We start from the raw sequence: 19,774 nt of genomic DNA on the forward strand, positions 1-19,774 counted from the left end.
AGACGCCTTTAAGTCATGATCCCCCTGCTGGCGTCATCCGCTCGTACGACACGCCAATTGTTGTTCCCCAACCCTCAAATGGGCAAACGCTAGAACGAACGGTTGGCTCGGCACTTGTTAAATGCCGGTTTCCGGCCGCTGTCTTTGGACGCGCCGCGGTGCGCGCGCCCCATCAACGGCGTATTGAGCGTATTGAGAATGCGCCGCCCCGCCGTATTGCACCGCCAGACGAGTTCGGCGACGCTGGGGTGGGTCAACCGGTGCGGATAACGAGGGGAAGCGCGATGGCGAAGGTTCTGTTCGTGGTGAGCGGCGCGAGTTACTGGACGCTGAAGGACGGCACCAGGCATCCGACCGGCTACTGGGCCGAGGAGTTCGCGGCCCCCTACCGCGAGCTCACCAACGCCGGTCACCAGGTCGTGGTCGCCACCCCGAAAGGCGTTGTGCCGCATGTGGATGTGATGAGCCTGCGCCCGTCGATGGCCGGCAGCGAAGAGATCGCCCTGGAACTCGAGGAGATCCTGCGCTCCGCCGAGGAGTTGCGCCGACCGATCGAGCTGGCCGACGCCCGCCTCGAGGACTACGACGCCGTCTACTACCCGGGCGGGCACGGCCCGATGGAGGACCTTTGGCAGGACGCCTACTCGGGCCGGCTGCTGACCGCGGCGCTCGCGTCCGGCAAGCCGCTGGCCATCGTCTGCCACGCGCCGGTCGCGATGATGGCCACCCGGCGCAATGGGGCGTCGCCGTTCGCCGGGTACAAAGTCACCGCCTTCACCAATGACGAAGAGGACGGGGTGGGGCTGCGGGCGAAGGCCCGCTGGACCGCCGAGGACGAACTGGTGAAGATGGGCGTCGACTTCTCCCGCGGTGAGGTCTGGAAGCCCTACACGTTAAAAGATCGCAATCTCTTCACGGGTCAGAACCCGGCCTCCGCTGGACCTTTGGCGAAAGAGTTCATCAAGGAACTCCGTTAGGCCAGTGCCGCGGGCCATCCGGGGTCACACTTGTGCAATGAACGTAAGTGACTGCATTGCCGATGCGCTGGGTGCAGCGCCAGCGCGGGTGGCGTGATGGTGCCGGAGCCGCAGCGGCGCGGCCCACTCAAAGGCCTCTCGGACATCCGCGCGTTCTTCCACACGAACAAGGTCCCGCTGTTCTTCGTCTCGCCGACGCCGTTCAACTTGCTCGGCGTCGACCGCTGGATACGAAACTTCTTCTACCTGACCTACTTTGACTCGTTCGAGGGCACCCACTCGCGCGTGTTCGTGCCCCGCCGACGTGACCGCCGCGATTTCGATTCCATGGACGACGTCTGCAGCCACCTCCTGTCCGACCCCGAGACGATCGAGTTCATCGCCGGCAAAGGTCCGGGCGGCAAGTGCTGTTTCGTGATGATGAACGCGGAAATTCAGGCCCTCGCCCGGTCGGCGGGCCTCGAGATCATGCACCCGCCGATCGAGCTCCGCGAGCGCCTGGGCTCCAAGATCGTGATGACGCGCCTGGCCGACGAGGCAGGGGTGCCCAGTGTGCCCAACACGATCGGGCGGGCCACCACCTACGACGAACTCCTGGCGCTCGCCCACGACGCCGGCTTGGGTGACGACCTGGTCATCTCGATCGCCTACGGCAACGCCGGCAGCGGGACGTTCTTCGTGCACGGTCAGCGCGACTGGGACGAGCACGCCGGCGACCTCGTCGGGCAGGAACTCAAAGTGATGAAGCGGATCCGCAACGTGGAGGTGTGCCTCGAGGGGGCCGTGACCCGCCACGGGACCGTGGTCGGCCCCGCGATGACGAGTCTGGTCGGTTACTCCGAGCTCACTCCGAGCCGGGGCAGCTGGTGCGGCAACGACATCTGGCACGAGGTTCTTCCGCCCGCCCAGACGCACGCCGCGCGGGAAATGGTGACCAAGCTCGGCGACGTCATGCGCCGCGAGGGATACCTCGGCTACTTCGAGGTGGACCTCCTGCACGATCTCGACTCCGACGAGCTTTACCTCGGTGAGGTGAATCCGCGCCTGTCCGGCGCCAGTCCGATGACGAACCTGACCACCGAGGCCTACGCCGACATGCCGCTGTTCCTGTTCCACCTGCTCGAATACATGGACGTGGACTACGAGCTCGACATCGACGAGATCAACGAGCGGTGGGAGCGGGGCTACGGCGAGGACGAGGTCTGGGGCCAGGTCATCCTGACGGAGACGTCGCCGGATATCGAGATCTTCACCGCGACGCCGCGGACGGGGGTTTGGCGCCTCGACGACGACGGCCGGGTCTCCTTTTCGCGGACCGCCAACGACTGGGCAACGCTGCTCGACGGGTCCGAGGCCTTTTACATGCGGGTCGCCGCGCCGGGCGACTTGCGTTCCGAGGGCGCGCAGCTCGGCGTGCTCGTCACCCGCTCACACCTGCAGACCGACGACTATCAGCTGAGCGACCGCTGCCAGCGCTGGGTCAAGGGCATGAAGGCGAAGTTCACCTCGACGCCCCTGACGCCGGCCGCGCCCATCGTTTCCCGGCTTGTCGCGCGCGCGTGACTCGCCCTGCCGGGATGTCACTGGACAACTGGCTCGCGCCGCCCTACTCGCGCTGGTCGTTTCAGCACATCGAAGACATGGTGCCGACCGCGATCATCTCGCGGGGGGCCGGTCCGGCCGCGGTGATAGCCGCCGCCCCCGCCCCCCTGGCCGAGATCCCGCTGACCGACACCAACGGGTCGGCCAGCACCGTCGGCGCCGTGATGGCCGCGACCGTCACCGACGGGTGGGCCGTCGCCCATCGCGGCGAGATGGTGGTCGAGGAGTACCTGGACGGGATGACGGCCGACACCCGGCACCTGTTGTTCTCGGTGAGCAAATCGCTGGTGGCGGCCGTCGTTGGGGTGTTACACGGGGCCGGTGCCATCGACCTCGCCGCGCCGGTCACGAAATACGTTCCCGCGCTTGCCGATTGCGGTTACGCCGGCGCGACCGTGCGTCACCTGCTGGACATGAGGTCGGGCATCGCCTTCTCGGAGGATTACGGCGACCCGGCCGCCGAGATTCATCTCCTCGACCAGGCGATGGGCTGGGCGCCCAAGAGCCGCCCGGACAACCCCGGCACGCTACGGGACTTCCTGCTGACCTTGCGGCGAAAGGCTTCTCACGGCGGCCCGTTCGAATACCGTTCGTGTGAAACAGATGTGCTCGGTTGGATCTGCGAGGCCGCCAGCGGTCAGCGGATGCCCGGGCTCATGTCGGAGGTGCTGTGGAGCCGCATCGGGGCCCACCGCGACGCGACCATCGGCGTCGACCCGGACGGCACCGGGTTCTTCGACGGCGGTATCAGCGCCTGCCTTACCGACATGATCCGGTTCGGCTCCTTGTTCCTGCGCGACGGTGTTTCGTTGACCGGCCAACAGGTGGTGCCGCCCGCGTGGCTCACCGACACCTTCAACGGGGGACCCGACTCACGTGAGGCGTTCGCCGCCAGCCCCGACCACGACACCGATCTGCCCGGCGGGATGTACCGCAACCAAATGTGGTTTCCCTACCCGGGTGCCAATGTTGTTTTGTGCCTTGGCATGTGCGGTCAGATGGTCTACGTCAACCGTGCCGCGGAGGTCGTCGCCGCCAAGCTGTCCACCCAGCCGCACTCGCATGAGCCGCACATGTTGGACACCCTGCGCGCATTCGATGCGGTGGCACACGAGTTGACGGGAAGTGCAGGCTAACCGGCCATTTCTTGTGGCGTGGGAGCCGACAGCCGGTGTATCCCCCAGACGACGAGGTTTCCGCGGTAGCCGACCTTGATGAAAATCCCGGTGGGGCCGTAGAAGCCGACGTAATGGATTCCGGGGTTGTTCAGCATCACCTGTATCTCGGGGCCTCGACCTTGGCGGCGGCTTGCTTCGCGGTCTCCTGGATTGTCGCCCACTGCTGTTCGGAGACCGCCACGTTGGCAGCCAGCTGATCGGGTAGGAAGTAACCGCGCCCGTCGGTTTGTTCGTAGGGCTGGTGGCACGTCGCGGGTGCTGAGGTCTTGTCGTTTGGTGCTCGCTCACTTCGTGGCTACCGCCTTGGCTCCCAATCCGGCGAGGACGGCGGCGATGTTGCAGTTGGTCGTCCTGGTCCCACCGTCGGCCGGGGAGGCAAGGTTAGTCGCTGTGGCCGTGTGCGCCTTACAGATTGATGGTGTCGCCGTGGCCGTCGGGCACCGTTGCCGGGCCGGTGGCCAAGTGCGTGAAGTTGGGGTTGGTCGCGGGGTTCGGGCCGAAGTGGCCGGCGCCCAAGGCGTCGGCGGCGCCCCAGCAGGTTCTCAGCGATGCCGTTGAACGGCGGCGGCAGGAACGGGGCGACGCCGTGCGCGACCGGCCTGCAGGCTGCGGTTGACCTCCCACGGGTCGCCGCCGGCCTGGGCGATCAACTCGGCAACGCTTAGCCAGACCAGCCGCATCGCACCGCCCGATAACTCGCCACTTGTTCTCCAAACCGGCTGACGACGCTACTCCCGCGGGGCGCATCTTCAAGCCGCTTACGCCCGAATCGCCGCCTTACGCCCTAGACCCGCTGGCCTCCCCCGGATTTTTTACAAATCTCGCTGTGAGTACGCGCCGAAGCGCATACGCTCCCATCGACGACTCGGGCAGCGTCAAGTCAGCACCGGTCAAACACGTGGAGGTTGCCCGATCATGTTGTCCCGCGCAGCGTTCATTGCCGCAGCGGTGGCTACCGCCGCCATCGGCTTAGCATCACCCTCTAGCTCAGAGTGCTACATCAACGTCGACGGCACCTGCGTGCCCAACCCGACGTCAGCGCCCGCACCACCGCCAGGTGCCACCGCCCAATGTCGCGATGGAACCTATTCATCCAGCACACACCGCAGCGGGACGTGCTCTAGCCATGGCGGTGTCCTTCGGTGGCTGTAGTGAGTGGCGCAGACTATTCATCGGCCCTTAGTGCAGTTTTGGTGGCGATGGATGCGCCTTGGTGGGGAAATGGCGCATTCGGACTTCTCGGGACCGGTATTGGTGGATTAATTACCTACATAACCACTACACGCGCAAATCTGCGCAAAGAGGAAGACGAGCGTGAACGACGAAGGCTAGATAGAATGCGGGATGTTTCAACGAGATTTATTCAGACCGTTTCGAAGCAAACCATTACGGCACTTAAGGTGCCGCAGCATTTCAGTCCGTTGATCAACCAAGCCGTTGAGCAGCTCAAGAGTGGTGGGGGCCTGACAGACGTGCTGGCCAGTCTGCAAAATCAAAGTGGCGCTAACTCGAATGACACAGACAATTCAGAAGTGACCGAGGCAATCGCTAAGCTTGAAATGGTGAAGAATCTCTTGGGGGGTATCGAGGCGTTGCAGCCAGGCGCTGCCGAAGCAGCCGCCCTTGTAGCCGAGATGCGGCTCGTACTTCCCAACCGTCTTGTCAACCTGGCTGAGTTAGTCGCTGCAGTGGGCATCCTGCAACAATTAGCTGCGAACCTGCCCGGGGTTGCGCAAGCGCAAACTAAAGAGTTCGATACGCTAATGAATGCATTCGTAAATGGCGTGCGAAAGGAAATGGGACTAGAGCCGTATAAGGCCACCGGGACAACCGTGCAAAACATCAGCGAAAAGGTAAACGAATTGCTTGCAAATGATGCTGAGTGACGTGACTCCACAGGCTCTGAAGTGCATATCCTTATTGACAAAAAGTTATTGTAATCCCGTCCGGGAAGAGAAACCTGATATGGGATCACCCATAATCAGTATCACTTCTGGGCTGCTCCGACCGATCGGACTCCTCCGCAATTGATCGGGTCCATCATGCATAGCTCAGGTCCCGTCATACGTGTAGCTCCGCCATCAGTGTTAGATCTTCATTGCCTACGATCATGTGATCCGCTGGTCGAAACGCCTGCCCCAGCGGCCAGTCGCGGGGTAACGTAACGCCCTCGGGCGAAATAGAAACGCCACCCGTGGCGGCAAGGTCGCCACTCAAGAGGGGGTTACACATGACCAAGGGCGGCAAGGCAAAGAGGCAGGGATACAGCATCGCCGATATCTTGTTCCCGTCGACGCCGAAAGCGAAGTCGAGCAGCAATCGCAACAGTAAGAAGATTCAAGGGGCCAAGCAGCACCACGACAGCCTGAAGGGTGGCCAAGGTAACAACTCCAACCGCCGCTCTCGCGGAGGACGCTGACGCTATAGCGGAGCGATCTACTATGTCGTGACGCTCAGGACGCCGAAGGATTTTGATTTTGGCGAAGCGCATCGTCTGGTCGCATGACGCCAACTAGACCCCTCGTGTGCGTCCGATACATGCCCGCCTCGCGGGGCTGAGGGTCGGCGTCAAGAACGGTGCCGACCAACGCGCGCTGCCAAGGGCGCAGCCCCAACGGGACCACCCGCTTGGACTCGCGTACATTGACGAATTTTTCAAAGAACGCGGCGAGCCGCTCAGAGCCGCTCGACCGTGGCTGAAACGGAAACCCCGTATGGTCAACAGCCCGCTTAGGGCCAGCTTTCACGTTAAGCTCCTAGTGTGATTTTCGATGTTTTTGGCACAGTCGTGATGCCAGGAGGTTGAACTGTGCTTTCCAGACTGCGTCGCGCAAAGCGGCATACTTCGCGAACACGATCTAATACGGCCGCTCGACTTCGTCTGCACCCAGGAAATCGTAAACGAAGGCATCAAGTAAAACGGGCAAATATAGAGATGAAAAAGGCCAGACGCGAATTGCTGATATTTGTTGCCGGCCTATCGGCATCAGTCATTGTTGCAATTGTCAGCAGTGCTACAACTTTGCGAGTGTCTGCAGACACTCAGCATAGCACCGCCCACAACGCTGATCTTTCGTTCAAAAAGACCGAACAAAAGACTGCTTACTCCGATTACGAAGTTAGGCTGATGGCGTTCACTGATGCGGAAGCAGAGTTGTTGAACAGATTCTCGGAAAAATTGCCCAACGGAGACATGCATCCGCTCGAATGGTATAAATCGGCACCAGAGTATGCTAACTACTTAGATACTTTCAAGGACTTTTCTACGCACTCCTTAATAATCAATATGTTCGCCTCAAATCAAATTCGGTCAGTGGTATCGGAAGTCAATGGGAACATACAGGCGGCATACCTAAGGCTAGGTTCATTTATACACGATTTTGGCAATGGGCCCGCCGCACTACAAGACCGTAAGGTACTGAGATCCCTCAAGGACGACCGCAGATCGCTAGAAGTGCAACTTTCGGATGCTGCACGTTCTGACATGATCGGCGGCTAAGCAAGTACTCATCCCTGCGCTGGCCGTTCGAGCGGACAGGGAGGTGCTCTCGGGGGCACCCCCTCACCCTGAGAGTTCCCGCAGCTCGCCGCGTTGCGCTCCGGATTGCTGTCGTTTCGCGGCGGTAACGTCCTTGGTATGGCTGTTCGGATGACGACGTGGCATAGCACCGGTCAGCGCTGCCGGGATTGCGGTCAACCCATCGAGAAGCGCACCGTACGAACGGAACTGTTGCAGGGCCATTTTGACGAAGTTGAGACGCGATGCAGCCAGGTCTGCGAGGGCGGGAACTAGTCGGTGTCTGACAGGTTGCCTGCTGACCTAGAACTGATTCTCGACTACATCGCCATGATGGCGCGCGGGTACGGCAACCGGTTGAAGTGGAACGAGGTTGCAAAGTTGAAGTCGGACATGATGAAGGTTCCGCGCCGTTGGACTCCGGAGCGTGCGCCTGTCGCTCTTGTCGAAGCGCGTTGTTTGGAGCTTGGGATGACGCGCGAGGACACGGCGACTGTGATTGACCTTCTATGGAAGACACAGGCTGGGCGCCGGTTGATTCCGCAACACTCTTACCGAAACTTCGCGTTCAAACCGCCTGTCGAGTAGCCGGTTCGTGTTAACGGGCGTATTACAGCGCTCAGCGTTGCTCACGTGCGGCTATGGCGCCTAGCACCTGTCCGCGCTCAGCGTCGGTGCATCGGTTACCCCGGCGCCCGTTAGAACTACGGCAACGCGTTGTCAGGTTCAGCGGCTCAAACGCTAAGTCTTGTCGCTCGGCTACGGGGATCACATGATCAGTCGTAAAGTCGATAGTGAACCGACCTTGCATCGGCTGCGGGACGCTGATAGCAAAGGGCAGCAGGTGCGGACCATGCACACCTAAAAGGCAATGGCCACAAGGGCCTCCGCACACAACACCGCACGCATGAAGTGGTTAAGCAAGGCAACCGCAAAGTGCAGCCGTGGTGCTTGGACTGCTGCGCAACCTTCTATTTGTCCGGCTACGTCGACCAGCTCGTTTGTTACGTCTAATGCGTCAGGGCGGAGAAGACGGTACTGCACTAGCTCGCCTCTGCGGGCTGGCCGGTGGCAGCGGTCCTCTACACCAGCCCGCTCTCCGCGTCTCGTCATGCGGGCCAGCTTAGAACCGCTGCGGCCTGAATGCGGGCTAGGACAGCCGCGCCAGGCCAAAAATGCCACCTGACCGGTGCCACGGCAAGATCGAACGGTTCCGAGGTGCCGTCGGCCAGGCTGACGGGTGCCCCCGGCACGACTCGAACGTGCGACCTAGGGATTAGAAGGCCCTTGCTCTATCCACCTGAGCTACGGAGGCAATGTGCAGGTCAGTCTATTCCAACGGCGTGTCGCGACACGACTCGCCGCGGCGGCGCGCACGAAAAGCGTTCGCGCCGAGCAGTTATCGGCTATGGTTGGGACCCTCGACACACGTACAACACCGGCCGGTAATCGGCCGTTAACCGCAACGAGGCGTGTGCAAACCGTCGAGGGGTGGCGTTGCTATGAGCGTGACCATGCACTTGACTTCACGGTGCTCGTGGGCCGGTACCCAGGCATTACGCCTGGCCGCCGATGCGATGGACGCCTACCGGGCCGGCACGCTGTTGCTGCGCGGCTCGCCGTTCGCGCTGGGCTGCCTCGTCGGCTGGATCTCCACGGAATTTCCGCCGCACGTCCTGACCGGCCACGCCCTGTCGCGGGTCTCGCACCCGTCCATCGGTCGCGTCGGCGCCACCTGGGCGGCACAGCGGGCGGACCGGGCCCTCACCGCCGCGCTCGAGGAGTCCTTCGGCCCGGACTTCCGCGAGCAGGTGCGTCATCCGGCCGGCGTCAATCCCGTCTGCGCTCCCCGCGGCGGCGTGTTGGGCAGGCCCGGGCCACACCGCCGGTACGCGGCGCAGACGTCGAACATCTCCTACGGCCCGAACGGGCGCGACAACCTGCTCGACATCTGGCGACGCCATGACATGGCGCCGGGGCGACGGGCGCCGGTCCTGATCCAGGTTCCCGGCGGGGCGTGGACCGTCGGCGACAAGCGCGTCCAGGCCTACACGCTGATGAGCCGCATGGCCGAACTCGGCTGGATCTGCGTGTCGATCAACTACTGCAAGAGCCCCCGGTCCACGTTCCCCGCGCACCTGATCGACGTGAAGCGGGCGATCGCCTGGGTCCGCCAGAACATCGCCGACTACGGTGGCGATCCCGACTTCATCGCGATCACAGGCGGGTCGGCGGGGGGACACCTGGCCGCCCTGGCCGCGCTCACCCCGAACGACCCCGCCTACCAGCCCGGATTCGAAAACGCCGACACGACGGTTCAGGCCGTCGCGCCCTATTACGGGGTGTACGACTTCACCGACTTCGACAACATGCACGACCTGATGCTGCCGTTCCTCGAGCAATTCGTGGTCAAGGCCCGCTACGCCGACGAGCCCGAGCGGTTCGAGGCGGCGTCGCCGGTGTCCTACGTGCACAGCGAGGCGCCGCCGTTTTTCGTGCTGCACGGCGAGAAGGACGAGCTGGTTCCCAGCGGCCAGGCCCGGGCCTTCTGCGCGGCGCTGCGTGCGGCCGGCGCCGCCACGGTGGCCCACGCCGAGCTGGACAACGCGCACCACGCGTTCGACATCCTGTCGACGGTGCGATCGCGGCTGGCCGCCGACGCGGTCGCCGATTTCCTCGGCGTGGTCTACGGCCGGCGCGTCAGCTCGCTGCTGGACTCGGTCCCGCTGCCCGCCACCTCGGCCAGCTGACCCGCCTGGCCCGACCGCTCCTTTCACCAGCGCGGCAACCCGACTAGCGTTGTGTTGGCGATTGCGCAGGCGGGTCCGAGGCAGGAGGCTTGATCTTCGGTGACAGGGTTGACGCGTCGGGCGGGCGATCATGGCTGAATCCGTCGAGGTCGTGAAGCTGTCCGACCAGCTCGGACCGGTCGACTATCTGATGCATCGGGGCGAAGCGAATCCCCGGACCCGGTCGGGGATCATGGCGCTGGAGCTGCTCGACACCACCCCGGACTGGGATAGATTCCTGACCCGATTCGAGAACGCCTCGCGACGGGTGCTGCGCCTGCGGCAGAAGGTGGTCGTGCCGACGCTGCCGACGGCGTCGCCGCGCTGGGTGGTGGACCCCGATTTCAACCTCGAATTCCATGTGCGCCGCATGCGGGTGGCCGAACCCGGCACACTGCGCGACGTTTTCAACCTCGCCGAGGTGATCCTGCAGTCGCCGATGGACATCTCCCGGCCGCTGTGGACGGCCACCCTCGTCGAGGGCCTGGCCGGCGGGAGGGCCGCGACGCTGCTGCACGTCAGCCACGCGGTCACCGACGGCGTCGGCGGGGTGCAGATGTTCGCCGAAATCTACGACCTCGAGCGTGATCCGCCTGCCAAGCCGACGCCCCCGCTGCCCATTCCGCAGGACCTGACCTCCAATGACCTGATGCGGCAAGGCATTAACCACTTGCCCTCCGCCGTGGTCGGTGGCGTCCTGACCGCGCTGTCCGGGGCGGTGTCGGCGGCGGGCCGGGTGGTTCTGGAACCGGGGCCCACCGTGTCCGGGATCGTTGGTTACGCGATGTCCGGGATGCGGGTGCTCAACCGGGCGGCCGAGCCGTCGCCGCTGCTGCGGCGGCGCAGCCTGGCCACCCGCACCGAGGCGATCGACATCCCGCTCTCCGATCTGCACAAGGCCGCCAAGGCCGGTGGGGGATCGATCAACGACGCCTACCTCGCCGGCCTGTGCGGCGCCCTGCGGCGCTACCACGAGGCGCTCGGCGTGCCGATCAGCACGCTGCCGATGGCGGTGCCGGTCAACCTGCGGGCCGACGCCGACACGGCCGGCGGCAACCGGTTTACCGGCGTCAACCTGGCCGCCCCGGTGGGCACGGTCGACCCGGTGTCGCGGATGAAGAAGATCCGCGCGCAGATGACGCAGCGCCGCGACGAGCCCGCGATGAACATCGTCGGTTCGGTCGCGCCGCTTCTCAGCGTCCTGCCGACCGCGGTGCTCGAGGGGATCACCGGCTCGGTGATCGGTTCCGACGTGCAGGCCAGCAATGTCCCGGTCTACCCCGGGGACACCTACATCGCCGGGGCAAAGGTGTTGCGGCAGTACGGGATCGGGCCGCTGCCCGGGGTGGCGATGATGGTGGTGCTGATCTCGCGGGGCGGGTGGTGCACCATCACCGTGCGCTACGACCGGGCGTCGGTGCGCAACGAGCCATTGTTCGCCCAATGCCTGCTGGAGGGTTTCGACGAAATCCTCGCGCTGGCCGGCGAGGGGGCGCCGCAGGCGGTGCCCGCCTCCTTCAACGAACCGGCGACCTCGGCGCGGACGGCGAAGAGCTCATGAGCGCCCCGAAGGATCGGCGAGACGGCGGGCCCTCCGGCGACATGCGGCTGCCGGGTTCGGTCGCCGAGATCATGGCCAGCCCGCCGGGCCCCAAGATCGGGGCGTTCTTCGACCTGGACGGGACGCTGGTGGCCGGCTTCACGGCGGTGATCCTCACCCAGGAGCGGTTGTTGCGCCGCGACATGGGCGTTGGCGAGTTGCTCGGCATGGTTCAGGCCGGCCTGAGCCACACGCTCGGGCGCATCGAGTTCGAGGACCTCATCGGCAAGGCCGCCGCCGCGTTGGCCGGCCGCCTGTTGGACGACCTGGAGGAGATCGGCGAGCGGCTGTTCGTGCAGCGGATCGAGTCGCGGATCTACCCGGAGATGCGGGAGCTGGTGCGGGCCCACGTCGCTCGCGGGCACACCGTGGTGCTCAGCTCGTCGGCGCTGACCATCCAGGTCAATCCGGTGGCGCGTTTCCTGGGCATCTCGAACATGCTCACCAACAAGTTCGAGACCACCGAGGACGGGATACTCACCGGCGGCGTGCAGAAGCCGATCCTGTGGGGGCCCGGCAAAGCCGCTGCGGTACAACGGTTTGCGGCCGAGAACGGCATCGACCTCAAGGACAGCTACTTCTACGCGGACGGGGACGAGGACGTCGCCCTGATGTACCTGGTCGGCAATCCCCGCCCGACCAATCCCGAGGGCAAGATGGCCGCGGTGGCCAAGCGCCGCGGCTGGCCCATCCTGCGCTTCAACAGCCGCGGGCCGGTGGGCCTGCGGCGCCAGCTGCGCACCCTCGCCGGCTTCGGCTCGATGTTCCCGGTCGCCGCGGGCGCCGTCGGCATCGGCGTGCTGACCCGCAACCGGCGGCGCGGGGTCAACTTCTTCACCTCGACCTTCTCCCAGCTGTCGTTGGCGATCGCCGGCGTGCAGCTCAACGTCATGGGTCAGGAGAACCTGACCGCGCAGCGACCGGCGGTGTTCATCTTCAACCACCGCAACCAGGTCGACCCGGTCATCGCCGGTGCGCTGGTGCGCGACAACTGGATTGGCGTGGGCAAGAAGGAACTCCAGAAGGACCCCATCATGGGCACGCTGGGCAAGCTGCTCGACGGCGTGTTCATCGACCGCGACGACCCCGCGGCCGCGGTGGAGACGATGCACGAGGTCGAGGACCGGGCCCGCAAGGGGCTGTCCATCGTCATCGCCCCGGAAGGCACCCGGGTGGACACCACGGAAGTCGGGCCGTTCAAGAAGGGCCCGTTCCGCCTCGCGATGGCGGCCGGAATCCCGATCGTGCCGATCGTGATTCGTAACGCCGAGCTCGTCGCCGCCCGCAACTCCACCGTCATCAACCCCGGCACGGTCGATGTCGCGGTGTTCCCGCCGATCTCGGTGCAGGACTGGACGGTCGAGAACCTGGCGGAGCGCATCGCCGAGGTCCGCCAGCTGTATCTGGACACGCTGGCCAACTGGCCGGTCGACGAGCTGCCCCAGGTTGACCTCTACGCGGAGAAGAAGGCGGCGGCCAAGGCCAAGGCCCCCGCGAAAAAGCCGGTGGCCGCGAAGGCTCCGGCGAAGAAGGCACCGGCGAAGAAGGCGACGGCGAAGAAGGCCGCGCCGAAAGCCAAGCCCGCCAAGGCGAATCCGCACGAGTCGCAGGCCACCCCCAAAGACGGTGAGGCGCAACGGCCCGCCGACGCGGCGCTGCGCGCCGAACCGCCGACCGAAGGGCGGCCGTGACCGAACTGGCCGCGGACACCACCGCGGTCCTCACCGGCCAAGACTCGCTGGTGTTGGCGTCCATGAGCTCTCCGGTCGAGAGGGAACTGGTGACGGCCTGGATGGCGCAACAACGCGCCGACAAGCCGGCGGCCAGGTTCGACGTCTTGGAACTGCCACCGCCCAACGCGGCGCCCGAGGCGCTGAGCCCGCTGATCGGGCAGCTCCAGGCCGGTCACGACGCGGCCGGCGACCGCTGGATCGTGCCGGTGCGGGTGTTCTGGCTGCCGCCACCGGACCGCGGCCGGATCGCCAAGCTCGCCGGCCTGCTGCCGGGCCGGGACCCCTACGCCCCCAACGAACGTCAGCAACTGAAGATCATGCGCACCGCTCCGCAGCGGGCGCGGGTGGTGGCCGGGGAACCGGCGAAGGTCTCCGAACTCCGCCAGCAGTGGCGCGACATCACCGTCGGCGAGAACGAGAGCGACTTCGCCCGATTCGTCATCCGCCGCGCGCTGTTGGCGTTGGAGCGTGTCGAGTACCGAATCCTGGGGCCGCAGTACAAGTCGCCGCGCCTGGTGAAGCCGGAGATCTTGGAGTCCAGCCGGTTTCGTGCCGGGCTGAAGAAAATCCCCGGCGCGACCGTCGAACAAGCCGGCGAGATGCTCGATGAGCTCTCCACCGGCTGGAGCCGGGTGTCGGTCGACCTGGTCGGCGTCCTGGGGAGGGCGCTCAGCCGCGGATTCGACCCCGAGATCGACTACGACGGCTACCAGGTCGCGGCGATGCGCGCCGCCCTGGAAACCCACCCCGCGGTGCTGCTGTTCTCGCACCGCTCCTACATCGACGGTGCGGTGGTGCCGGTGGCGATGCAGGAGAACCGGCTCCCGCCCGTGCACGTGTTCGCCGGCATCAACTTGGCGTTCGGCGCGATGGGGCCGCTGCTGCGGCGGTCGGGCGTCATCTTCATTCGGCGCAACATCGGCGAAAACCCGCTCTACAAATACGTTTTGCGCGAGTACGTGGGTTACATAGTGGAGAAGCGGTTCAACCTGAGCTGGTCCATCGAGGGCACGCGTTCGCGCACCGGCAAGATGCTGCCCCCCAAACTCGGGTTGTTGGCCTACGTGGCCGACGCCTATCTCGACGGCCGCAGCGAAGACATCCTGTTGCAGCCGGTGTCCATCAGCTTCGACCAGCTGCACGAGACCGCCGAATACGCCGCCTACGCCCGCGGCGGGGAGAAGACGCCCGAAGGGGTCGGCTGGCTGTACAACTTCATCAGGGCGCAGGGCGAACGCAACTACGGCAAGATCTACGTCCGCTTCCCCGAAGCAGTTTCGATGCGCCAGTACCTGGGCCCGACGCACGGCCCGATGGCGCACGACCAGGACGCCAAACGGCTTGCGCTGCAGAAGATGTCGTTCGAGGTCGCCTGGCGGATACTGCAGGCGACCCCGGTGACGGCGACGGGCCTGGTGTGCGCGCTACTGCTGACCACCCGCGGCGCGGCGTTGACGCTGGGTCAGCTGCACCACACCCTGCAGGACTCGCTGGATTACCTTGAACGCAAACACAACCCGATGTCGACGAGCGCGTTGCGGCTGCGCTCGCGCGAGGGCGTGCGGGCGGCGGTCGACGCATTGTCCAACGGGCACCCCATCACCCGGGTCGACGGTGGCCGGGAACCGGTGTGGCGCATCGCCCCCGACGAGCAGCACGCGGCCGCGTTCTACCGCAACTCGCTGATCCATGCCTTCCTGGAAACCTCGATCGTCGAACTCGCCCTGGCCCACGCCCGGCACGTCGAGGGCGACCGCATGCAGGCGTTCTGGGATCAGGCTATGCGCCTGCGCGACCTGCTCAAGTTCGACTTCTACTTCGCGGATTCGGCGGCGTTTCGCGACAACATTGCCGAAGAGATGGCCTGGCATGACAACTGGGAGGCCCACGTCAGCGCCGGCGGCGAGGAGATCGACGAGATGCTGTTCGCCAAGCGTCCGTTGATGGCGGACGCGATGTTGCGGGTGTTCTTCGAGGCCTACGAGATCGTCGCCGACGTGCTGCGCGACGCGCCGGCCGACGTCGCGCAGAAGGAATTGACCGAGTCGGCGCTCGGCGTCGGCCGGCAATACGTGGCGCAAACCCGGGTCCGCAGCAGCGAATCGGTGTCGACGTTGTTGTTCGCCACCGCGTATCAGGTCGTCGTCGATCAGGACCTGATCGCGCCCGCCGCCGACCTCGCCGAACGGCGGACCGCGTTTCGGGCGGAGCTGCGGGACATCCTGCGGGACTCGGATTACGTGGGGCGGATCTCGCGCGACCAGTTCGTCGCCCGCGAGGCCAGGGCGCGCCAGGAGCGCCTGGCTCGGTAGCCGCGGGTTCGCGCCCATACCCTGGCTGCATGACGGTCGATCGGTCGGTGAGCACCCCGCGCGCGCCGGCGTGGCCGCTGCTGATCGGCGTGGCGGTGTTGGCGGGCTGCACGGCGGCCGGGATCGGCGCGCTGTCGCTGGCCGACTCGCTGAGCGCCACGGGGTTGCCGAACCCGGGCCCGGCAACCACGCTGGGGCTGCCGTTCGTCCGGGCGGCGGGGGAGCTCGCCGCGGTGCTGGCCGTCGGGGCGTTCCTGTTCGCGGCGTTTCTGGTGCCCCCGCAGCGCAGCGGCGTCCTGGACGCCGACGGGTACCGGGCGCTTCGCCTGGGAACGGTCGCGTCCGGGGTCTGGGCGGTGTGTGCCGCGCTGCTGGTGCCGCTGACCGTCTCGGACGTGTCGGGCCGACCGTTGGGCGCGCTGTTGAACCCGGTGCGCATCTGGTCGGTGGCGGGCCTGGTCACCACCGCGTCGGCCTGGCGGTGGACCGCGGCGCTGGCCGCGCTGGTGATGCTGGCCAGCCTGCCGGTGCTGCGCTGGTCGTGGACGCCGCTGCTGTTCGCCGGCTCGGTGCTGACGCTCATCCCGCTGGGGCTGACCGGCCACTCGTCGGCCGGCGGGTCGCACGACCTGGCCACCAACAGCCTGCTGATCCACCTGGTGGCCGCCGGCCTGTGGGCCGGCGGCCTGCTGGCGTTGGCGGCCTACGGCTTGCGGGGCGGCGAGCACCTCGCCCTGGCGGCGCGGCGGTTCTCCGCGGTCGCGCTGTGGTGCTGGGTCGCGATGGCGCTGAGCGGCGTGATGAATGCCGTGGTGCGCGTGCCGCTCGGTGACCTGTTGACCACCGATTACGGGCGCCTGGTGGTCGCGAAGTTCCTCGCGCTGTGCGTGCTGGGCGTGCTGGGCTGGCGTCAGCGGCGCTCCTCGGTCGGCCGGTTGCAGGCCGAGCCGGAGGGCGCGCGCCGCGTCCTGCTTCGGCTGGCGCTCACCGAGGCCGCCGTCTTCGGCCTCACCTTCGGCGTCGCCGTCGGGCTGGGCCGCACCCCGCCGCCGCCACCGCCGGCCCGGCTGCCCTCGATACCCGAAGCCGAGATCGGCTACGACTTCAACGGCCCGCCCACGCCGGCGCGCATCCTGTTCGACTGGCGCTTCGATCTGATCTTCGGCACCGCCGCGATCGTGCTCGCCGGCCTCTACGTGGCCGCCGTGCTGCGCCTGCGCCGCCGCGGCGACGCGTGGCCGCCCGGCCGGACCACGGCCTGGCTGCTCGGCTGCCTGGCCTTGCTGTTCGTCACCTCCTCGGGCATCGGTCGCTACATGCCGGCGATGTTCAGCGTCCACATGGTCGCCCACATGGGCCTGTCGATGCTGGTCCCGATCCTGCTGGTGCTGGGCGCGCCGGTGAGCCTGGCCCTGCGGGCGCTGCCCGCCGCCGGCCGTGACGACCCGCCCGGCATGCGGGAATGGCTGCTGGCCGCGCTGCACAGCCGGCTGTCGCGGTTCCTCACCAACCCCGTCGTCGCGACCGTGCTCTTCGTCGCCGGGTTCTACGGGCTGTACCTGTCGACCCTGTTCGACACCGCCGTCGGCAGCCACGCGGGGCACCTGGCGATGAACGTGCACTTTTTGCTCAGCGGCTACCTGTTCTATTGGATCGTCATCGGCGTCGACCCCACGCCGCGGCCGATCCCGCCGCTGGCCAAGGTGGGCGTGGTGTTCGCGTCGTTGCCGCTGCACGCGTTCTTCGGGGTGGTGCTGATGGGCACCCGCAGGGTGCTCGGCGCCGACTACTACCGGTCGCTCGGTCTGAGCTGGCACACCGATCTGCTGGGCGATCAGCGGCTGGGCGGCGGCATCGCCTGGGCGGCCGGGGAACTGCCCCTGGTGATCGTGATGCTGGCGCTGCTGGTGCAGTGGGCGCGCAGCGACGACCGCACCGCCCGGCGGCTGGACCGCGCCGCCGAGCGCGACGATGACGCCGAGCTCGTCGCCTACAACGCGATGCTGGCCGAGTTGGCGCGGCGCGACGCGCCGGGACATGCAAAGCCCCAGTGACAAGGTGCTGCGGTGCGGGCCTCGAGCGGCTCTTGGTCCGTGCGCGGTTCTCGGCTTCGGCGACGGACTAGTTGTTGGACGGTGGTGGTTTGGGCTGGTAGGGGTCATACCACCACCAGTCGGCGCGTTCGCCGATCGGTCCCGGGCACGGTGGAACGGCGGGCGGCGGTCCGGTGGGTTGGCGCGCCAGCGATCCCGGACTCAGTGTGCGCCCGGCGGCGTCGGTGACGGTCAGATCGTGTGCGGGTCCGACAATGGTGATGCCCCCGGAGTGGTGCAGCCGGTGATGATGGGGACAGACCAGCACGAGGTTGGTCAGCTCGGTGGGGCCGCCGTCTTCCCAGTGCCAGATGTGGTGAGCGTGCAGACCCCGGGTCGCGCCGCAGCCGGGCACAGCGCACGTGCGGTCGCGGTGCTCCAGCGCGCGGCGTAGCCGTCGGCTTATCTGGCGCGTGGTTCGGCCCGCGCCGATGAGCTGGCCGTCTCGGTGGAACCACACCTCACAGGTGGCATCACAGGTCAGGTAGCGGCGTTCGGCGTCGGACAGCAGCGGACCCAGATGCAGTGCCGCGGCGCGCTTCTCTGTGTCGACGTGCACCACCACGGTGGTGTGTTGCCCGTGCGGCCGCCGAGCCGCCTCGGCATCCCAGCCGGCTTCTACCAGCCGCACAAACGCCTCGGCGGTGCCCGGCAGCGGCGGCGCGCTTTCGGACGCTCCGTCGGTGCGGTCTTGTTTCCATTCGGCGATCAGCGCGTCCCGGTGTGACGCCAACGCGGTGTCGAACTTCGCGGCGTCCGGAGGCGGGAGGGTGATCCGGTAGCAGCTGCCCCGCTCGGTGGACGTCTTCGTGAACGAGCGCTCTGGCTCGGGCCGGGGACCGGGGTCAGGGCGCGGTTCGAGGCTGATCGCGGTTCGCAGTTGGTGCACCGTGGCCACCCGCGCCAGCTCCGCATAGTGCGCGTCGGAGCCCTCGCCGGCGCGTGCGGCGATGACGCCGACCTGATCCAGCGACAGCCGCCCCTCGCGCAACCCCTGCGTGCAGCGGGGGAACTCCTCGGCCCGGTGCGCGACGGTGGCGATGGTGTGCGCGGCGGCCGGGGACAACCCCAGCTTCCAGGCCACCAACGCCGCAACGGAGCGCGCGCCGGTCATGCCGCACAGCTCATCACGATCGATCTCGGCGACCAGGTCCACGATGCGCCCATCGATCGCGTTGCGCTGACCGGCCAACTCCGCCAGCTCCTCGAACACCTCGTCCAAACGCTCGGTGGGACTCACTGCCACAGCGCCGGCAGATGCGGTCGAAGACATGGGCCCACGATCGCAACGGGGTACGACAAGTTCCGGCTGCTGCGGGTGGTCCGCGGACGTGCGATCGGACTGATCCACAGTCCCGCCTTTGTCCACAGGGCCGCCCGTCGAGAGCCGGTTTAGGCCCCGTTCATGCGCGGTCCGTCGGTTGCGGCGAGGTCAATGGTCACCACACCAGAGAAATAGCAACCGAGAAGGGATCAGCCAATGTTTGAAACACCGCTTACGGTCGTCGGACACATCGTCACCAACCCCGAACGCCGACAGGTGGGCACGCAGGAGGTGATCAAGTTCCGCGTCGCCAGCAATTCCCGCCGGCGCACGGCCGACGGCGGCTGGGAGCCGGGTAACTCCCTGTTCATCAACGTCAACTGCTGGGGCAAGTTGGTCACCGGCGTCGGCGCCGCCTTGGGCAAGGGGGCGCCGGTGATCGTGGTGGGCCACGTGTACACCAGCGAGTACGAGGACCGCGACGGCAACCGCCGCTCGTCTTTGGAGATGCGGGCCACGTCCGTCGGGCCGGATGTGTCCCGCGCGATCGTGCGCATCGAGCGGCCGGGCTACACGGGTCCGGCCCCCGCCGACCCCGCCACACCGGCCGGGGAGGCCGCCGGCCCCGCCGGTGCGGACGCCGACGGCGAGGGCGGCGCCGCGTCCGCCGACACCGGACCGTTGCCGATGTCGGCTTAGCTGCGGAATC

At 66.5% G+C, this 19,774-nt stretch carries 16 protein-coding genes, 1 tRNA gene and 1 pseudogene; 14 read left to right on the forward strand and 4 right to left on the reverse strand.

Annotated elements, in window-relative coordinates:
- Positions 1-284: 284 nt before the first annotated feature.
- The 3 genes from A5680_RS15515 to A5680_RS15525 all read left to right on the forward strand — a co-directional run bounded on the left by A5680_RS15515 (position 285) and on the right by A5680_RS15525 (position 3,715).
- On the forward strand, positions 285-977 hold the full coding sequence (locus tag A5680_RS15515) for a type 1 glutamine amidotransferase domain-containing protein (RefSeq protein ID WP_067820768.1): 693 nt from the start codon (positions 285-287) through the stop codon (positions 975-977).
- 96 nt (positions 978-1,073) lie between these two features.
- Positions 1,074-2,540 (forward strand): biotin carboxylase, encoded by a 1,467-nt coding sequence (locus tag A5680_RS15520; protein ID WP_055404875.1) that lies wholly within the window; start codon positions 1,074-1,076, stop codon positions 2,538-2,540.
- 14 nt (positions 2,541-2,554) lie between these two features.
- A complete protein-coding gene (locus tag A5680_RS15525) occupies positions 2,555-3,715 on the forward strand; it encodes a serine hydrolase domain-containing protein (RefSeq protein WP_067820771.1) in 1,161 nt (386 codons plus the stop codon).
- On the opposite strand, the gene A5680_RS26305 is transcribed toward A5680_RS15525, so the two are convergent.
- Positions 3,712-3,852, reverse strand: a complete 141-nt coding sequence (locus tag A5680_RS26305) for an LppA family lipoprotein (RefSeq protein ID WP_231977636.1) — start codon at positions 3,850-3,852, stop codon at positions 3,712-3,714. The genes A5680_RS15525 and A5680_RS26305 overlap by 4 nt on opposite strands.
- A pseudogene (locus A5680_RS26580) lies at positions 3,852-4,007 on the reverse strand (LppA family lipoprotein); the annotation flags it as partial. The gene A5680_RS26305 and the pseudogene A5680_RS26580, both read right to left, overlap by 1 nt.
- 665 nt (positions 4,008-4,672) lie before the next feature.
- Here A5680_RS26580 and A5680_RS25315 point away from each other — a divergent pair.
- The 5 genes from A5680_RS25315 (at position 4,673) to A5680_RS15540 (ending at position 7,862) form a co-directional block, all read left to right on the forward strand.
- A complete protein-coding gene (locus A5680_RS25315) occupies positions 4,673-4,909 on the forward strand; it encodes a DUF3761 domain-containing protein (RefSeq protein WP_082970387.1) in 237 nt (78 codons plus the stop codon).
- Positions 4,909-5,643 (forward strand): hypothetical protein, encoded by a 735-nt coding sequence (locus A5680_RS25795; RefSeq protein WP_156675127.1) that lies wholly within the window; start codon positions 4,909-4,911, stop codon positions 5,641-5,643. The genes A5680_RS25315 and A5680_RS25795 overlap by 1 nt, the downstream gene beginning before the upstream one ends.
- Positions 5,644-5,987: 344 nt before the next feature.
- Positions 5,988-6,176, forward strand: coding sequence for a hypothetical protein (locus A5680_RS25800; RefSeq protein WP_156675128.1), 189 nt, complete (start codon positions 5,988-5,990; stop codon positions 6,174-6,176).
- Positions 6,177-6,692: 516 nt separating this feature from the next.
- Positions 6,693-7,256, forward strand: a complete 564-nt coding sequence (locus tag A5680_RS25805) for a hypothetical protein (protein WP_156675129.1) — start codon at positions 6,693-6,695, stop codon at positions 7,254-7,256.
- Positions 7,257-7,553: 297 nt separating this feature from the next.
- On the forward strand, positions 7,554-7,862 hold the full coding sequence (locus tag A5680_RS15540) for a hypothetical protein (RefSeq protein WP_156675130.1): 309 nt from the start codon (positions 7,554-7,556) through the stop codon (positions 7,860-7,862).
- Positions 7,863-8,515: 653 nt separating this feature from the next.
- Here the strand turns inward: A5680_RS15540 and A5680_RS15545 are convergent.
- Positions 8,516-8,589, reverse strand: a tRNA-Arg gene (locus A5680_RS15545).
- Between the two features lie 187 nt (positions 8,590-8,776).
- On the opposite strand from A5680_RS15545, the gene A5680_RS15550 reads away from it, so the two are divergent.
- The 5 genes from A5680_RS15550 to A5680_RS15570 all read left to right on the forward strand — a co-directional run bounded on the left by A5680_RS15550 (position 8,777) and on the right by A5680_RS15570 (position 17,762).
- Entirely contained in the window at positions 8,777-10,024 is a 1,248-nt protein-coding gene (locus tag A5680_RS15550; protein WP_067820779.1) for an alpha/beta hydrolase, read from the forward strand.
- Between the two features lie 130 nt (positions 10,025-10,154).
- Positions 10,155-11,624 (forward strand): wax ester/triacylglycerol synthase family O-acyltransferase, encoded by a 1,470-nt coding sequence (locus A5680_RS15555; protein WP_055400175.1) that lies wholly within the window; start codon positions 10,155-10,157, stop codon positions 11,622-11,624.
- Positions 11,621-13,354, forward strand: coding sequence for an HAD-IB family hydrolase/lysophospholipid acyltransferase family protein (locus tag A5680_RS15560; protein WP_067820782.1), 1,734 nt, complete (start codon positions 11,621-11,623; stop codon positions 13,352-13,354). Before A5680_RS15555 ends, A5680_RS15560 begins: the two co-directional genes overlap by 4 nt.
- Positions 13,351-15,708, forward strand: a complete 2,358-nt coding sequence (locus A5680_RS15565) for a glycerol-3-phosphate 1-O-acyltransferase (RefSeq protein ID WP_067820784.1) — start codon at positions 13,351-13,353, stop codon at positions 15,706-15,708. Before A5680_RS15560 ends, A5680_RS15565 begins: the two co-directional genes overlap by 4 nt.
- Before the next feature lie 29 nt (positions 15,709-15,737).
- Positions 15,738-17,762 (forward strand): cytochrome c oxidase assembly protein, encoded by a 2,025-nt coding sequence (locus tag A5680_RS15570; protein ID WP_067820786.1) that lies wholly within the window; start codon positions 15,738-15,740, stop codon positions 17,760-17,762.
- Positions 17,763-17,829: 67 nt separating this feature from the next.
- Here A5680_RS15570 and A5680_RS15575 read toward each other — a convergent pair whose 3' ends face one another.
- Positions 17,830-19,074, reverse strand: coding sequence for an HNH endonuclease signature motif containing protein (locus A5680_RS15575; protein ID WP_067820788.1), 1,245 nt, complete (start codon positions 19,072-19,074; stop codon positions 17,830-17,832).
- Positions 19,075-19,281: 207 nt separating this feature from the next.
- Here A5680_RS15575 and A5680_RS15580 point away from each other — a divergent pair, with 207 nt between their 5' ends.
- Entirely contained in the window at positions 19,282-19,764 is a 483-nt protein-coding gene (locus tag A5680_RS15580) for a single-stranded DNA-binding protein (protein ID WP_067820790.1), read from the forward strand.
- Positions 19,765-19,774: the final 10 nt, after the last annotated feature.

The organism is Mycobacterium sp. E2989 (assembly GCF_001667595.1).
Classification (GTDB): Bacteria; Actinomycetota; Actinomycetes; order Mycobacteriales; family Mycobacteriaceae; genus Mycobacterium.

Coding starts and splice junctions, on each gene's coding strand:
- A5680_RS15515 (WP_067820768.1), top strand. CDS start 285: ATGGCGAAGGTTCTGTTCGTGGTGAGCGGCGCGAGTTACTGGACGCTG.
- A5680_RS15520 (WP_055404875.1), top strand. CDS start 1,074: ATGGTGCCGGAGCCGCAGCGGCGCGGCCCACTCAAAGGCCTCTCGGAC.
- A5680_RS15525 (WP_067820771.1), top strand. CDS start 2,555: ATGTCACTGGACAACTGGCTCGCGCCGCCCTACTCGCGCTGGTCGTTT.
- A5680_RS26305 (WP_231977636.1), bottom strand. CDS start 3,852: ATGCTGAACAACCCCGGAATCCATTACGTCGGCTTCTACGGCCCCACC.
- A5680_RS25315 (WP_082970387.1), top strand. CDS start 4,673: ATGTTGTCCCGCGCAGCGTTCATTGCCGCAGCGGTGGCTACCGCCGCC.
- A5680_RS25800 (WP_156675128.1), top strand. CDS start 5,988: ATGACCAAGGGCGGCAAGGCAAAGAGGCAGGGATACAGCATCGCCGAT.
- A5680_RS25805 (WP_156675129.1), top strand. CDS start 6,693: ATGAAAAAGGCCAGACGCGAATTGCTGATATTTGTTGCCGGCCTATCG.
- A5680_RS15550 (WP_067820779.1), top strand. CDS start 8,777: ATGAGCGTGACCATGCACTTGACTTCACGGTGCTCGTGGGCCGGTACC.
- A5680_RS15555 (WP_055400175.1), top strand. CDS start 10,155: ATGGCTGAATCCGTCGAGGTCGTGAAGCTGTCCGACCAGCTCGGACCG.
- A5680_RS15560 (WP_067820782.1), top strand. CDS start 11,621: ATGAGCGCCCCGAAGGATCGGCGAGACGGCGGGCCCTCCGGCGACATG.
- A5680_RS15570 (WP_067820786.1), top strand. CDS start 15,738: ATGACGGTCGATCGGTCGGTGAGCACCCCGCGCGCGCCGGCGTGGCCG.
- A5680_RS15575 (WP_067820788.1), bottom strand. CDS start 19,074: ATGTCTTCGACCGCATCTGCCGGCGCTGTGGCAGTGAGTCCCACCGAG.
- A5680_RS15580 (WP_067820790.1), top strand. CDS start 19,282: ATGTTTGAAACACCGCTTACGGTCGTCGGACACATCGTCACCAACCCC.